The 15,334-nt window shown below is 41.2% G+C and carries 12 protein-coding genes; 7 read left to right on the top strand and 5 right to left on the bottom strand.

Annotated features, from left to right (window positions below; genetic code table 11):
• Nucleotides 1-67 precede the first annotated feature (67 nt).
• Both WFY05_RS08965 and WFY05_RS08960 read left to right on the top strand, forming a co-directional pair.
• On the top strand, nucleotides 68-1,009 hold the full coding sequence (locus WFY05_RS08965; RefSeq protein WP_340112476.1) for an SIS domain-containing protein: 942 nt from the start codon (nucleotides 68-70) through the stop codon (nucleotides 1,007-1,009).
• A 57-nt stretch (nucleotides 1,010-1,066) separates the two neighbouring features.
• Complete coding sequence (locus WFY05_RS08960) at nucleotides 1,067-2,212, top strand: pyridoxal phosphate-dependent aminotransferase (protein WP_340112475.1); 1,146 nt, start codon at nucleotides 1,067-1,069, stop codon at nucleotides 2,210-2,212.
• On the opposite strand, the gene WFY05_RS08955 is transcribed toward WFY05_RS08960, so the two are convergent.
• A complete protein-coding gene (locus WFY05_RS08955; protein ID WP_340112474.1) occupies nucleotides 2,205-2,732 on the bottom strand; it encodes a nitroreductase family protein in 528 nt (175 codons plus the stop codon). The two genes, WFY05_RS08960 and WFY05_RS08955, sit on opposite strands and share 8 nt — an antisense overlap.
• Before the next feature lie 257 nt (nucleotides 2,733-2,989).
• Between WFY05_RS08955 and WFY05_RS08950 the strand changes: the two genes are divergently transcribed.
• A complete protein-coding gene (locus WFY05_RS08950; protein WP_340112472.1) occupies nucleotides 2,990-3,460 on the top strand; it encodes a hypothetical protein in 471 nt (156 codons plus the stop codon).
• Between the two features lie 81 nt (nucleotides 3,461-3,541).
• On the opposite strand, the gene pyk is transcribed toward WFY05_RS08950, so the two are convergent.
• Together pyk and aroQ are read right to left on the bottom strand one after the other, a co-directional pair.
• Entirely contained in the window at nucleotides 3,542-4,954 is a 1,413-nt protein-coding gene (gene pyk / locus WFY05_RS08945; protein ID WP_340112471.1) for a pyruvate kinase, read from the bottom strand.
• Between the two features lie 98 nt (nucleotides 4,955-5,052).
• Nucleotides 5,053-5,469, bottom strand: a complete 417-nt coding sequence (gene aroQ, locus WFY05_RS08940; protein ID WP_340112470.1) for a type II 3-dehydroquinate dehydratase — start codon at nucleotides 5,467-5,469, stop codon at nucleotides 5,053-5,055.
• 143 nt (nucleotides 5,470-5,612) lie between these two features.
• Here aroQ and xerD point away from each other — a divergent pair, with 143 nt between their 5' ends.
• A complete protein-coding gene (gene xerD / locus WFY05_RS08935) occupies nucleotides 5,613-6,512 on the top strand; it encodes a site-specific tyrosine recombinase XerD (RefSeq protein WP_340112469.1) in 900 nt (299 codons plus the stop codon).
• Nucleotides 6,513-6,753: 241 nt separating this feature from the next.
• On the top strand, nucleotides 6,754-8,361 hold the full coding sequence (gene pckA / locus WFY05_RS08930; protein WP_340112468.1) for a phosphoenolpyruvate carboxykinase (ATP): 1,608 nt from the start codon (nucleotides 6,754-6,756) through the stop codon (nucleotides 8,359-8,361).
• A gap of 85 nt (nucleotides 8,362-8,446) precedes the next feature.
• Here pckA and WFY05_RS08925 read toward each other — a convergent pair whose 3' ends face one another.
• Both WFY05_RS08925 and WFY05_RS08920 read right to left on the bottom strand, forming a co-directional pair.
• A complete protein-coding gene (locus tag WFY05_RS08925; RefSeq protein ID WP_340112467.1) occupies nucleotides 8,447-10,588 on the bottom strand; it encodes an FUSC family membrane protein in 2,142 nt (713 codons plus the stop codon).
• 117 nt (nucleotides 10,589-10,705) lie between these two features.
• Nucleotides 10,706-11,584: a TIGR01777 family oxidoreductase gene (locus WFY05_RS08920; RefSeq protein WP_340112466.1), complete on the bottom strand. Its 879-nt coding sequence runs from the start codon at nucleotides 11,582-11,584 to the stop codon at nucleotides 10,706-10,708.
• A gap of 103 nt (nucleotides 11,585-11,687) precedes the next feature.
• Here WFY05_RS08920 and WFY05_RS08915 point away from each other — a divergent pair, with 103 nt between their 5' ends.
• Both WFY05_RS08915 and WFY05_RS08910 read left to right on the top strand, forming a co-directional pair.
• Complete coding sequence (locus WFY05_RS08915) at nucleotides 11,688-13,466, top strand: chloride channel protein (protein ID WP_340112465.1); 1,779 nt, start codon at nucleotides 11,688-11,690, stop codon at nucleotides 13,464-13,466.
• Nucleotides 13,459-15,246 carry a chloride channel protein gene (locus tag WFY05_RS08910; RefSeq protein WP_340112464.1) on the top strand — a complete coding sequence of 596 codons (1,788 nt, stop codon included), beginning with the start codon at nucleotides 13,459-13,461 and terminating at the stop codon, nucleotides 15,244-15,246. The genes WFY05_RS08915 and WFY05_RS08910 overlap by 8 nt, the downstream gene beginning before the upstream one ends.
• Nucleotides 15,247-15,334: the final 88 nt, after the last annotated feature.

Below are 15,334 nucleotides of genomic sequence, written 5' to 3'. Positions count from 1 at the left end.
AATCTCATTTGCACGTTTAAGATGCTTTTTCGTAACTTGAAGAAACATTGAACCTGGGGGACAGTATATGTTTAAAAAAGAGATCTACGAAATTCCTTATCGTACAGAGCTTTGTTATCAGAAAAATAAAGGATTGATTTTGCCTGAAGATCTTCCGTACATCGGTATGGGGGCATCCTACATTGCCACAAAAGCCTTTCGTTATCTTGGCATAAATATTTTCCCCGAGAAAGCTGCTGAATACTACGCCTACCAGATTAGGAACAGAAAACTGAACAACGGAGTACTCATTTCACAGTCAGGCCAAAGTTCCGAAACGAATTGGTGTGCCGATCATTTTACCTCGTTTATCGGCATTGTTAACGACGAAGATAGTCCGCTGGTTAAGCACGAAAACTGCAGCAAAAAAGTTTTTTTGTATTCAGGCGAAGAAAAGCACATTCCCTCAAAGACTTATTTGAATACTTTGATGGTTTTGTACCTCGGGTTTGGTTTCGATCCAAGAGAAGCACTGCAGTTCTTCAAGCACAACCTGAACCATTACGAGCAGGTGGGCAACGATATGGGTGAACTGATCCGGAAAACCAGGAAAGGATGGCGAAAAAGAGCCATATATGTGCTTGGTAACGGTCCGAATATTGCCACAGCAGATCTGGCGGCGCTGGTGCTGAGCGAAGTGCTGAAAACTCCTGTTATATCCATGTCGGCATCGCAATACGATCATGGTTTTAAGGAGACTTCGAAAAATGTGCTGGTGATCGCTATCAACCACAAAGGTCCGGAATACAAACGGACGAAGCATCTGCTAAAATTGATTAAAAAAGCAGGAGCAGAAGTTTTTGAATTGAAAGATTCGATCAATAATGCGATATACAGTCCGCTGATCTATCCCATGTATTTCTTTTTTGCCGCTGAATACCTCAACAGCAGTTTAAAAGTCAAATCAATTTTTCAGGTTGGTAACAAAGTTACCCGCGTAGAAACGAAATCTGAAAAAGATAACCAATAACATGTTTTGACTACGGCTGAATAATTACCTTTAAACACAAAAATCAGAATCAGCTACATGACCACACAAAAGGCTAAAGATATCAAGCCCTTTATTGTTATGGAAGTGCTTGAAAAAGCAGCAGAAATGGAACGACAGGGCATAAAAGTGATTCACCTCGAAGTTGGTGAACCCGATTTTAGCGTGCCCAAAGGAGTGGCAAGCGCTATCCAAAAAGCATTTGACGAAGGCCGGACACATTACACCCACAGTCTTGGCGATCCGGAATTGCGCGAAGAAATTTCCCGTAAGTATAAAAAGGAATACGGTGTTGACGTTTCTCCTGATCAGATCATCATCACCTCTGGAAGTTCTCCGGCAATACTTTTAACTTTAAGTGTGTTGTGCGAGCCCAACGACGAAGTCATTATTTCCGATCCGGGTTATGCCTGCTATCCAAATTTTCTGAGGTTTCTGGATACAACCGCCATTCGGGTTCCGGTGTACGAAGAAGATGGATTTCAGTACCGGCCCGAAATCATTCGAAAGCACATCACTGAACGCACTAAAGCAATATTTATCAACAGTCCGATGAATCCAACGGGTAACTTGCTGTCGCTTCATTCGATGCAAGAGCTGGCACAGTTTAATATTCCCATTCTTTCCGATGAAATTTATCACGGGCTGGTTTATAAAAACCGGGCCCACTCGATTTTGGAGGTGACAGACAATGCCTTTGTATTAAGCGGTTTTTCAAAGCTTTATGCCATGACCGGTTTGCGGCTTGGCTATGTTATCGCACCTCCGGAATATGTGCGTTGTATGCAGAAGATTCAACAAAATCTGTTTATTTGCGCCAGTTCAACGGCTCAGCGTGCGGGCATCGAAGCACTGCGTTCTGCCCACGACGACGTTGAAACCATGCGCCAAACTTACAACAAACGACGTGCTTACATTATTGAACGCTTAAAAGGAATGGGATTTTCCATCCAGGTGGAACCTACCGGTGCATTTTATGTGTTTGTAAATGTGAAACACTTAACCAACGACAGCTATAAACTGGCATTCGATATACTGGAGAAAGCCCATGTCGGTGTTACTCCCGGAATTGATTTTGGCGAAAACGGCGAAGGATTTATCCGTTTTTCTTATGCCAATTCCATCGAAAACATTGCCTTGGGAATGGATCGTTTACAAAAGTATTTAAACGAGAATTTTAACTAAAAGCTGTTCCAAATTCATTGGTATAAACAATATCGCTAAGTGATTTACGCTCTTTTACAGGAACACTTTCGTTGGGATAACCTAGTGGAAGTAAAACCACCGGTTCGATGTTTCTCGGGAGTTTGAGTATCTGGCTGCATTCATTCGAATCGAAATTGCAAACCCAACACGTTCCTAGTCCCAATTCGGTCGCCATCAGCGTCATGTGATCTACGGCGATAGCAACATCTATATCTGCTGAATCTTTTCCGTCTGTTCTGCGATTCCACGACTGTGAATGATCTGAACACGCAACAATGATTAGTGGAGCTTCCTGTATCCATTGTCCCTTGTAACACCGGTAAATTTTGTTCAGCATTTCTACATCACTGATCACGATAAAAATCCAGGGCTGGTAATTTACGGCTGAGGGAGCCATTCTTCCGGCGTTCAATACCTGCAATAGTTTTTGATGTTCCACCTTTTTTGGCTGATAACTTCGTACCGAAAAGCGTTGATTTATAATTTTTTTAAGCTCCATTGCAATTTTTTTTGAAATAAATGCAGTTATGAAAAATAAGAAAAATCTTATAAAAACAAAGACACCGGTTTCAGGGAACTTACAAATTGTAATTGGGAGGATTAAAAAAATTCCCGTTTGTAACAAGCAATATGCTGCAACAAATTGAAACTGTGTTATAAAACAGAAATAAAAGTGTAACGAGTATGTAATTCAAGCGTCATTTTGGTACACATAAAGCGAAAACAGAAACATTGTTAAACATTAAACTTTAAGTCATGAAAAAATTAAATTTATTAGCAGTACTTGTAATTGTATTCTTTTTAGCCACTTCAGTTTCTAATGCCACAGGTGTACGCTCGGCCTTAAACGAGTACGAAATTGCGCCCGTTGAGGACCTTCACATGGGAAAACAGGTTAAAGCCATCTGGACCATTAGTTACAGTAAAGAAGAAGTTCCGGTTACCGTAGTTAAACGCAACACTATTGAAGGAACTGAATATGTGGTTCAGTCGGACTATTTTGTAGTGAGTTACTATTCAAATGCAGCAGGATTTGGCGTAAAAGAAACACGCAGATCCTGGAGCGAAGTTCCTAAAAAAGTGAACAAAGCCGTTTTAAATCAGGAAGAAATGCAGAATCAACGCATTATTTCACCAAACAAGATGGAAGATGAAAAGGCACTTGGCCTGATCGCCAGTTACCTGCCTGACCTGATCAACGATGGATACACTCACATCCTGAATTAGTAGAAACAAGAAAACAGCATAAAAAAAACCGCGGGCAACCGCGGTTTTTTTTATGCTGTTAATAGTTGCTTTTGTAAGCCATTAGTTTTTTGGTTTATTGAAAAGCCTGTTAGCAGTCGATATTTCAATAAATGATGCTCCGGCATCCTCGCCAAATCTTCCTCCAACATAAATAACCAGATCGTCCAGCTCAACAATTCCCTTTTCAACAAGTTCAATAATTGCCGCCTTTTGAATCTTCATCTTGTTCTTTTTAATTTCAAGATACGAAGGATGAATTCCAAACGAAAGGGCCATTTCACGCATCACGCGCCTGGAGTGACACATCACATAAACAGGGAAAAAGGATCGGTGGGCTGCCAGGTAGCGTCCGGTCTTTCCCGTAGTCGTTGATGTAACAATGGCATCGGGTTTAAGCTCTCGTGCCGCCCTAATAGCCGATTGTGCCAAATAAGCAGGGATATCGGCTTTAAGCGGAACCATCAATTCACGACGATCGCGGTCCGGTTCTACTTTTTCGGCAATGTTGTTCATTACTTTCACGGCTTCAACAGGATATTTCCCGTAAGCGGTTTCACCACTCAGCATAATGGCGTCGGTACCCATGTAAATGGCACTGGCAACGTCGCTCACTTCGGCCCTGGTTGGGCGCGGATGCTCGATCATGGAGTGCAACATTTGTGTCGCAATAATCACGGGCTTTTGGTGAATCATGGCTTTTCGCACCAGATTTCGTTGCACCGACGGAATATTTTCTTCGGGAAGTTCGATACCAAGGTCGCCTCTGGCTACCATAATTCCATAGGCATAGTCAAGAATCTCCTCAATGTTTTTAACGCCTTCCAGGTTCTCGATCTTTGCAATAATTTTTATTTTACTACCTGATTCATTCAGTATTTTCTGAACTTCAAGTACGTCTTCCTTATTCCGTACAAAAGAGTGGGCGATAAAGTCGATTTCGTTTTCTATGGCAAATTGAATAAACTCTTTGTCGCGATCGGAGAGGGAAGGAAGCTTTATTTCAACACCCGGAACATTTATGCTTTTACGTTTTTTTACAACACCCGAGTTTTCAACTTTACACAACAAATATTTTATGTGCTTTTCAACCACCTCCAAACCAATATCACCGTCGTCGATAAGAACTTTGTTCCCAACTTTTAAATCGTTCACAAATCCTTTATAATTCACGCAAATGTTTTTCACATTATCCAGAATACCGGTAGAATAAGAAAGGGTAACCTGTTCACCTTCTTCTAACGTGGTGTCGGAAAGTGTTTGGCAGGTTCTAACTTCCGGTCCTTTGGTATCAACAAGAATGGCGATCTTCTCCGACACTTCCCGGATGTTTTCTATCATCATTTTTCCGGTTTCAGGCGAGATGTGTGCCGTATTCAACCGGGCCACATTCATACCGGCTGAATAAAGTGCGCGCATAAAGTCCACATCACAACGCTGATCGGAAATTGTTGCTACTATTTTTGTTTGTCTCATGTTTCAAAATTTTAAGGCTGCAAAAATATAATAAATGCTGTTCTGAAGGTTAATTTAATCGGTATATGAAGTTAAGTTTAATGTCGTCAAATTGTTCATTAATTTACAAAACTTTTCACTGCCAGACTATACGACTGGAGTCCAAATCCCATGATGCACCCTTTGCAAACCGGCCCGATTAATGATTTATGCCTAAAGTCTTCGCGAGTCAGCGTATTCGAAATATGGACTTCTACCACCGTTGTATTTATTCCTGCAATGGCATCGCGTATAGCAACCGAGGTATGTGTGTAGGCACCTGCATTAATGATGATGCCATCAGCACTAAATCCGTATTCGTGCAGTTTGTCAACGATCTCGCCTTCAACATTCGACTGATAATATGTAAACTCCACAGCAGGGAATTCCGCTTTTAAACGCTCAAAATATTCCTCAAAACTTTGAGATCCGTAAACCGATTTCTCGCGAACGCCTAAAAGATTTAAATTGGGACCGTTGATTATCAATATATTCATTTATTTCGATTTTAATATTTTTTATAGTAACTTTATAGAAAGCAGATCGTAATCTCTTTCGTGTAGCAGTGTTTAATAGCACTGAAATTATGACAAAAAGATAAATAAAACAGACAATAAAAATAACTTTAATTTGGTAGATTATGAAATGGGAGGAGAGTAAAAAAGGCTACGAGAATTATCTAAAATTAGAGAAATCGTTATCGCAAAATTCCATATCAGCTTATATTAACGATGTCAACAAGCTGGCTAATTTTTTAGATCGAAAGCATAAAGGGGTTGCACCCGATAAGGTAAAACTGGATCACTTAAAAGCCTTTGTAGAGTTTTTAAATGAAAGAGGCGTTAGTCCGAGGACACAGGCACGCACCATATCAGGAATAAAATCCTTTTATAAGTACTTGTTAATTGAAGGAGATATTGAAAATGATCCGACTTCCTTGTTGGAATCTCCTAAAATTGGACGGAAGCTTCCTGATATTTTAACGATGGAGGAAATTGATTCGCTGATAAACGCTATTGACTTAAACAAAGCTGAAGGTCAACGAAACAAGGCAATGCTCGAAACTTTATACAGTTGCGGGCTCAGAGTTTCGGAGCTTGTCAACTTGAAAATAACAAACCTGTTTTTTGAGCAAGGGTTTATAAAGGTTGAAGGGAAAGGCGAGAAAGAAAGGTTGGTGCCAGCCAGTAAAAGCGCCATCGAAGAAATAAACAAATACCTGAATACGTATCGAAAAAAACTGCGTGTAAGCAAGGATAGTGAGAATATTCTGTTTTTGAACCGCAGAGGTCGTAAACTTAGTCGTGTAATGATTTTTACGATTATTAAAAATTTGTCTGAAAAAGTGGGTATGGACAAAAAAATCAGTCCTCATACATTCCGACATTCGTTTGCAACACATTTAATCAATGGTGGGGCCGATCTTCGGGCTGTTCAGGAAATGCTTGGGCACGAATCGATTCTTACAACAGAAATTTATACGCACCTCGACAGGGATTATCTGAAAGATACTATTCAACAGTATCATCCAAGATCATAAATTATTTATAATATACAATAAGAAAAGATGCAGGAATGGTCACCTTGCATTTTTTTTGTGTGCAAAATAACACCTATGAGTCTTAATATCTGTTATTTAGCAATGTTAAATAAGTGTTTAATTGCGGCTTGAAATGGAATACAGGTAGAGTGGAATAGGTGCCTATTGGAAAATAAAGTTATTTTTGTTAGCCGATTTTATAAAACCAATTTTTTATTAATAAGTTAATTGCTAGGTAGTTATGAAAAGTCTAGATTTAAGCAAGTACGGTATCGTCGATGTACAAGAGATCGTATACAATCCATCTTATGAACAGTTATTCGAAGAAGAAATGAAACCTGAACTGGAAGGTTTCGAAAAAGGTCAGTTAACAGAATTGGATGCTGTTAACGTAATGACCGGTATTTTCACAGGTCGTTCCCCAAAGGATAAATTCATCGTTAAAGATGATACGACAAAAGATACTATTTGGTGGACAACTCCGGAATCTCCAAATGACAATAAACCAACAACTCCAGAGGTTTGGGCAGAGCTAAAAGCAAATACTGTCAAACAACTTTCGGGTAAAAAATTGTTTGTTGTTGATACTTTCTGTGGTGCGAACGAAGACACACGTTTGAAAGTTCGGTTTATCATGGAAGTAGCTTGGCAGGCACACTTTGTAAAAAACATGTTTATCCGTCCTTCTGAAGAAGAGTTGGAAAATTATGGTGAGCCGGATTTTGTTGTAATGAACGGTTCAAAAACAACCAACGAAAAATGGGAAGAGCACGGATTGAACTCTGAAGTATATACTGTTTTCAACCTGACCGAGAAGATGCAGGTAATTGGTGGAAGTTGGTATGGTGGTGAAATGAAAAAAGGTATGTTCGCTATGATGAACTACTATTTGCCACTCAGAGGAATGGCTTCTATGCACTGCTCTGCAAATGTTGGAAAAGAAGGTGATGTGGCTATTTTCTTTGGTCTTTCAGGGACAGGAAAAACCACTTTGTCTACTGACCCGAACCGTCAGTTGATTGGAGACGATGAGCATGGTTGGGATGATGAAGGAGTTTTCAACTTCGAAGGTGGTTGCTATGCAAAAACCATCAACCTGGATAAAGAAGCAGAACCCGAAATTTACGGAGCTATCAAACGTAATGCCTTGTTGGAAAACGTAACTGTTGACGCCGACGGAAAAATCGATTTCAACGATGGTTCAACAACTCAAAATACACGTGTTTCTTACCCGATTTATCACATTGACAACATTGTAAAACCGGTTTCAAAAGCTGGTCATGCTAAAAAAGTAATTTTCCTGACTGCTGATGCATTTGGAGTACTTCCTCCGGTTGCTAAACTGACTCCGGAACAAACAAAATATCACTTCTTATCTGGATTTACTGCAAAATTAGCAGGTACTGAGCGAGGGGTTACAGCACCACAACCTACTTTTTCTGCCTGTTTTGGTGCAGCTTTCCTTTCACTTCACCCTACAAAATACGGTGAAGAATTGGTTAAAAAAATGGAAGAGCATGGTGCAGAAGCATACCTGGTAAACACGGGGTGGAACGGAACCGGAAAACGTATCTCGATTAAAGATACCCGTGGTATTATTACTGCTATCCTTGATGGTTCTATTGAAGTTGCACCCATGAAAAACCTTCCGGTTTTCAACCTCGAAATTCCTACTGAATTGAAAGGTGTAGCTACAGAAATTCTTGATCCGCGCGATACTTATGCTGATGCGGCAGAGTGGGATAAGAAAGCTCAGGATCTTGGTGGTCGCTTCATCAAAAACTTTGAAAAATATACCGATAACGAAGAAGGAAAAGCATTGGTTGCTGCCGGTCCACAGATTGACTAAACTTAGTTCAATTTATATATTCAAAAACCTTCTGTCTGAAAACGACAGAAGGTTTTTTATGCAGTAATCTTTCAAAGCAATTTTGCTAGGAATGCAGGACAGTGCTTGTTTTCTTCAATTCGTACATCATTTTCTCGGTAGTTCCGGCAATGTTGTACAAAAGCCTCAATTGTTGTTTTTTTAATCCTGAATCGGTGGTAACAATTTGGGTTTTTAATTCGAGTAGCAGAGGGGACAGATCATTTAAAGCTTGTTGTGAACTGTTGGTGAATTGCTTCCCTGCTTCGTTAATAGCACGACTGATCTGTTTGATTATTTCATTAAAGTTCTCGAGGATAGGTATGTTGGTTTCCCGGTGAGCCCCAAAAGCCGAAATATGCGAAAGTAAGGCATGGTTCAGGTAAGTGAGCCTGAAAGCATGCTCCATGAGTTTCTGCTTGCTTTTCGGTTCCTGTCGCATACTGTTCCAGGCAACAGCAAGTTCGTTATCTGCCAAATGCGCTTCACGCCGTGCAATGCGGTAGTCCAGGTCGTCGGTGCTGCTATCCCTGTATTCACTGGCTATAGCTTCAAGGTACCCCCTGTTTTTTTCCAAGGCTTTTGTAATCAACTCCGGCATGCGCTTGTATTGCCAGCCGGGCCATAAAAAGCGAATAACAATAAACGATAGTGTTGCTCCCAACGCTGTATCAACCAGGCGCGGAACCATAATGTTCCAGCCGGTATCGTTCGAAATGATGCTGAAAGCGCTAAGTACAAAGGTTGTAATAAAAATAACAGCTATCGAATAGCGTTTTCTTAGCCAGTAGAAAAAGGCAAATGCGGATCCCATCATTAAAATTAACTGTGCCGCGGTATTTGTAAAAATGTTGAGTAAAAGCGCCCCCAGAACAACACCTGAAATAGTTCCCATTACACGCTGAAACAAACGTCGACGTGTGTCGCTGTACGTGATCTGGCTTACAAACAAACTGGTTAACATTACCCAGGCACCTTTATCGAGTTCGAGTATATTCATTAGGACGAAGCCGATCAGAAAAGTCAGACTTAATCTGATGGCGTAACGCATCCGTGGATGTTTAAAGGAGAGCAGCGTTCGGAAGCGTTCAAGCGGATTGCGTTCATCCTTTCGTAAACGCGGAATGGCGGTTCCTTCCTCCAGGTCATCAAGATATTTTAATGAAATATGCGATCGATGAAGGTTGTGATGTAATAATACAAATGGTTGAGCTGTGTTTTCATCCAAATTTTTTAGTTTATCTTCGACGGCTGCTGAAATCCAGGCCAAAGCCGGTGGATGGTGGTAACTGGATCCTGTTAGCATGTTTTCAGCTACTTGCTTTGTGGCGTACGATAATTGCCGGAGCATTTCACCAAAACCTTCCATTACTTCCAGGTTTTCATTATCGTTGCTTAGCTTGTCGTGACGTTCGTGACTTGATGCCGCACGTTCGTGAAGACTTTGAAGCAACATAAAACGCTGTAAATAGGGGCGTAGAGGTTCGGGATTGTTCATTTCCCGGTCGTAGTTATTGAGTACTTCTTTAATCTTTTCAAGTGAGTTGACTTCCTTGATGTTTAACTGTGCCAGGTCTTTGTTAATCGTTGCCTGATCCTCCTTTCGGCTCGGAAACAGCATGGCTTTTTTCTCCAGATAATTTGAGAGCTGAATAAATCCATCGGCCATTTGTTCATCGAGTAAACGCCATGGATTCAAGTACATCAGAATCAGGGTTAATACACCATGAAATAATGCTCCTGCCGGAAGCAGAACAGCCTGCCAGTACCAGGCGGGACTGATTTCGATACCAAGTATGGCATAAATACCCACCAGTACCGAACCAAATGTTATGGCACGGTAGCGTTCTCCAATTCCGCCTATCAGAATAAATAAAATGGTAGACAGAATAAAGCCGGTACCGAGTAACCAGGGAAAATGGTATAACAATCCCACTGATAAACTGGAAACGAAGAAACTAAGTACAGTAATGGAAAGCGCTTTAATCCTTCCTTTTGGATGATCGTCAGTTTCGGAAAGCGATCCTGCCAGTGCTCCCAGGGCGAGAGTTACACCATAAAAGGCTTGTCCTGCAACAATAAACGGAAGCGCCAGGATTCCCATTGAGATGGTCGATCGCAATGCCCACAAACGATCAGGATGCCTCCAAAAAATAGTTCTGAAATGCCTGAAATTTTCCTGGAAATATGTGTTACCGTGTTTTATCATTGCGATTTTTACATCGTATTAATACAAAGCTAAGGAATGCAGCTGACATAGATTTCATTATTTTAAGCTGAAGCTAAAAATGATGGTGAAGAATTGTTTGATTGTCGTTTTAAAAAGTCAATCCACTATTTCGGTCAAAGCCGAATCAATGTTGGGATAGTCAAACTTAAAACCTGCCTTTAAAAGTTTATCGGCAGAAACTTCGGGCGATTGGATCAGCATTTCAGCGGCTTGCCCAAACATGAGTTTCAGTGCAAAGCCCGGAATAAACAAAAACGCCGGGCGTTTCAATTTTTTAGCCAAAGTTTTTGTAAATGCTTTGTTGGTTGGCGTTTCAGGTGCTACCAGGTTATAAGTTCCATTAGGTAATTCATTTTCTATTGCCCAAACAAATGCTCTTGTCAAGTCTTTTGAATGAATAAAAGGGAAAGCTTGCTTCCCGTTTCCAATGGTTGCGCCAAGGCCCAGTTTAAAAGGCAAAAGCAGCCTTTTTATCATTTGCGATTTTTTTCCGATAACCGGACCAATCCTGAAAATGGTCTGCTGTACATCAAGGGGTAATTCTCCTGTTGGAGCTTCCCAATCCCGAACCACTTTGCCCACAAAACCGGTATCGAAATTCATGCTGGACTCATCGTGCGAAAAGCCGGCTTTGTATATTCCAATGGCAGAGGCAGAAATGAATTTCCGTGGGCGTTCATTAAGAGGAAGATCTTCCACTACCTTCACCAGGTTTTTTGTCGTTTGCACGCGGCTATCATAAATGATCTTGCGGTTTTCGCTGGTCCATCGCTGTAAAATAGGTGCTCCTGCCAGGTTAATGATCGCATAAGCCGAACGCAGTTGTTTCCTCAGTTCATCGGCAATGTTGAGTCTGTTGCGGGGAATCCCTTCAACCCTAAATCCGTTTTTTTCAAGCCGCTTTGTTATCAGGCTTCCAATGTATCCGCTTTGGCCGCTAATCACAATTTTTTTTACTGAATTTTGGGCTTTCATAAATCTTGTGGTTTCTTTTTGTTAAACTAACAATTGCTGTCCCAATTTAGTTCTGAAAATTCATTAACTGAAGTATCGAATTGTTACTTTTGTGTTTCGTAAAATGAAGAGAAACTTACATATCTGGAAACGTTTTCATAGATGGCGCCTGAAGAACCTGAGCGAGAGAGGATTTCTTACTATTTTAAGTATTGTAGTCGGCATACTTTCGGGGATAGCGGCCGTCATTATTAAAAATACAGTTAGATTAACGCAGAAGGCCGTTCATTCAGTTGTGACTACCGACGTCGAGAACTACATCTATTTTGCCCTGCCCATTATTGGTATTCTCATTGCTATTTTGTTTATCAAGTATGTAGTGCGTTCCGAAGTAAGACACGGAATCCCAACCGTTTTGCACAGCATTTCAAAAACCCGCGGACGGATTAAATCACACAACCTGTATTCATCGGTGGTTTCAAGTTCACTCACCGTAGGATTTGGTGGTTCGGTAGGGCTGGAAGGGCCAACAGTTGCCACGGGAACGGCATGGGGCTCTTGGCTGGCAACAACTTTCCGACTCAATTACAAAAATACCATACTTATGCTGGCCTGTGCCTGCGCAGGAGCTATGGCGGCAATTTTTAAGGCACCCATCGCAGCTATTGTGTTTGCAGTCGAGGTAATTATGATCGACCTGACAGTTTTTTCTCTGGTTCCTTTACTGCTGGCTTCGGCCACCGGTGTTGTAACCTCATATTTCTTCCTTGGTCAGGATGTATTGTATCCTTTTAAAGTCGTTCAGGCATTTAATTTAAACGATCTTCCATATTACATTTTATTGGGTATTGTTGCCGGTTTTGTTTCAGTATATTTTACCAAAATGTATCTTTTTATTGCCGGCATATTCGAAAAGCTTAAAAATAACCGCACACGCCTTGTAGCTGGAGGAGCAAGCCTGGGTGTGCTGATCTTCCTGTTCCCATCGCTTTATGGCGAGGGCTACGAAGCGATAAATGACTGCCTGGCAGGCAATCTTGAATATTTGTTCGATAACAGTATGTTTTACGGTTTCAGGGAAGAACTTTGGATGGCCATCATTCTTTTGGCTGTGGTCATTCTGCTTAAAATTGTGGCTACATCCCTGACTTTTGGAGCCGGTGGTGTTGGCGGAATTTTTGCTCCCACACTGTTTATGGGTGTGAACACCGGCATGTTGTTCGCTTTGATTATCAGGAAAACCGGAATTCATAATATTAACTCCAGTAACTTTGCTTTAATCGGTATGGCCGGATTGATCGCAGGGGTGTTGCATGCTCCGCTGACCGGTATCTTTTTGATTGCGGATATTTCGGGCGGTTACCAGTTGTTTGTGCCACTGATGATTACTGCGACATTTTCGTACCTGATTGTTAGGGCATTTACACCAAACTCGGTGTATCACATTCAGTTAGCGCAACGTAAAGAATTGCTGACACACGATAAAGATGCCAATGTGTTGCAAATGATGGAAGTTCGTGAGCTGATTGAAACTGACTTTCAAATACTAAAACCGGATGCCACTTTACGCGACCTGACCACTGCCATAACTCATGCTCACCGCGACCTTTTTCCAGTGGTGGATGACGAAGGAATAATGGTAGGTATGGTGAAGATGGATGATGTTCGCGATATGATTTTTAAGCACGATATGTACGATACAGTAAAAATCAGTGATCTGATGTATATGCCTGAATATTCTATCGATCCGAATGACAATATGGAATTGGTCACTCAAAAATTTGAAGTGTCGGGCCGATACAATCTGGCTGTTATTGAAGATGGAAAATACATAGGTTTTATTTCAAGAGCACGAGTTTTTACGCATTACAGAAAACAGATAATTAACGTTTCGCATGTCTAGAAAATATAAGTTCAAACGACTACTAACCAAACTGGTTGCCTGGAGGATTGCCAGAGTAAGCGAGAAGAACTTCCTTTATATATTAAGTTTGGTGGTGGGCTTGTTAAGTGGTACGGCAGCTTTGATTTTAAAACGAAGTATTCACTTTGTTGCCGAAGAACTAACATCGTACATTGCTTTGGAGGGATTTCATTACCTCTACCTGTTCTTTCCACTGTTTGGAATTTTTCTCACCGTATTATTTATTCGCTTTTTTATTAAAGACGACATCAGTCATGGTGTTTCAAAAATCCTGTATTCGATATCGCGTAAAAGCAGTAAGCTGAAACCGCATAAAATGTATTCATCGATGGTAGCCAGTTCGCTGACCATTGGATTTGGCGGATCAGTAGGGTCGGAGGCACCGATTGTACTGACTGGTGCTTCAATCGGTTCGAACCTTGCCCGCATGTTTAAACTTCGGTACAAGTACATTACGCTAATGGTAGGGTGTGGAGCTGCCGGAGCCATCGCTGGGATCTTTAATGCCCCAATGGCCGGAATCGTTTTTACGCTCGAGGTTCTTATGCTCGATCTGAATATGGCCTTTCTTATCCCGCTATTGATTTCTTCGGTGTCGGCAGCTGTTTTGTCGTACTTCTTTATGGGCGACGCCGTATTGTTAAAATTTACTCAGAATGCGCCTTTCGAAGTCAGTACCATCTGGATCTTTATTCTGATCGGTGTTTTTACCGGCTTTCTTGGCCTTTACTTTACGAGGGCCACTTTGTATTTCGAAAGTCGGTTTAAAGGCATTCAAAACTGGATTCTTCGATTATTAGCTGGTGGATTTATTCTTGGCATGCTGGTTTTCCTGTTTCCTCCGCTTTGGGGCGAAGGTTATACAAGTATCAGTACAATATTTGCCAACAATGGCCCTAATCTGCTGAATGCTTCGTTATTTGAACCCTGGAAAGATAATCCTTATGTTCTGTTGCTGGTACTGGCAGGCATCCTCATTTTTAAAGTGCTGGCTATGTCAGCTACAACAGGTGGTGGTGGAAATGGGGGGATTTTTGCACCTACTTTGTTTGCGGGAGCTGTGGCCGGTTATTTTGTGGTGAAATTGCTCAATGTAGTATTTGACCTGGGAGTAACAGAGAATAATTTTGCGCTGGCGGGAATGGCCGGAATGATGGCAGCGGTGATGCATGCACCGCTAACAGGGATTTTCCTAACAGCTGAAATAACAGGAGGTTATGGCATGTTTATACCTTTGCTGATTACTGCAACCGTTGCTTACGTAACCATTATGGCTTTTGAGCCCCACTCGATATATACTAAACGTTTGGCCCGGGCCGGAGAGTTGATTACTCACAATAAAGACAAAGCGGTCTTGAGATCGATGGAAGTGAAAAAGCTCATTGAAAACGATTTTGAAGTACTTGCACCCGAGGCCACATTGAGGGATCTTGTAAAAGCCATTTCAAAATCGAACCGGAACCTGTTTCCGGTAGTCGATAAGGACGGTTATTTAAAAGGAATGATTAAGTTGTCGAAGATCAAAAACCTGATTTTTGAACCGGATTTATACGACCAGGTTAAAATCAAGGATCTGATGTTTATGCCCGAATACTACATTTCATCGCAGGATAGTATGGAAACTGTGGCCGAGAAATTTGAGACCTCGAACCGTTATAATCTGGCCGTTATTGACAATGGAAAATATCTTGGATTCATTTCCCGAGCTATGGTATTTTCAAACTACAGAAAGACACTTGAATATTTCTCTCACGATTAGACTTCCGACGCTTTCAAATTGAAGTTAATTCGGATTGTCATTTCTTGTGGTATTCTTTTTGCTTAATTTGCGATTTTAAACCAACAAT

Source organism: Maribellus mangrovi (assembly GCF_037646455.1).
GTDB lineage: Bacteria > Bacteroidota > Bacteroidia > Bacteroidales > Prolixibacteraceae > Draconibacterium > Draconibacterium mangrovi_A.
Note: the sequence above shows the minus strand (reverse complement) of the source record. Positions and strands in the feature narration are given on the sequence as shown.

Excerpts from the sequence above, each read along its gene's own strand:
- WFY05_RS08920 (WP_340112466.1), bottom strand. The coding sequence starts at position 11,584 with ATGAAAGCCCAAAATTCAGTAAAAAAAATTGTGATTAGCGGCCAAAGC.
- xerD (WP_340112469.1), top strand. The coding sequence starts at position 5,613 with ATGAAATGGGAGGAGAGTAAAAAAGGCTACGAGAATTATCTAAAATTA.
- WFY05_RS08915 (WP_340112465.1), top strand. The coding sequence starts at position 11,688 with ATGAAGAGAAACTTACATATCTGGAAACGTTTTCATAGATGGCGCCTG.
- WFY05_RS08960 (WP_340112475.1), top strand. The coding sequence starts at position 1,067 with ATGACCACACAAAAGGCTAAAGATATCAAGCCCTTTATTGTTATGGAA.
- pyk (WP_340112471.1), bottom strand. The coding sequence starts at position 4,954 with ATGAGACAAACAAAAATAGTAGCAACAATTTCCGATCAGCGTTGTGAT.
- pckA (WP_340112468.1), top strand. The coding sequence starts at position 6,754 with ATGAAAAGTCTAGATTTAAGCAAGTACGGTATCGTCGATGTACAAGAG.
- WFY05_RS08910 (WP_340112464.1), top strand. The coding sequence starts at position 13,459 with ATGTCTAGAAAATATAAGTTCAAACGACTACTAACCAAACTGGTTGCC.
- WFY05_RS08955 (WP_340112474.1), bottom strand. The coding sequence starts at position 2,732 with ATGGAGCTTAAAAAAATTATAAATCAACGCTTTTCGGTACGAAGTTAT.
- aroQ (WP_340112470.1), bottom strand. The coding sequence starts at position 5,469 with ATGAATATATTGATAATCAACGGTCCCAATTTAAATCTTTTAGGCGTT.
- WFY05_RS08925 (WP_340112467.1), bottom strand. The coding sequence starts at position 10,588 with ATGATAAAACACGGTAACACATATTTCCAGGAAAATTTCAGGCATTTC.
- WFY05_RS08965 (WP_340112476.1), top strand. The coding sequence starts at position 68 with ATGTTTAAAAAAGAGATCTACGAAATTCCTTATCGTACAGAGCTTTGT.
- WFY05_RS08950 (WP_340112472.1), top strand. The coding sequence starts at position 2,990 with ATGAAAAAATTAAATTTATTAGCAGTACTTGTAATTGTATTCTTTTTA.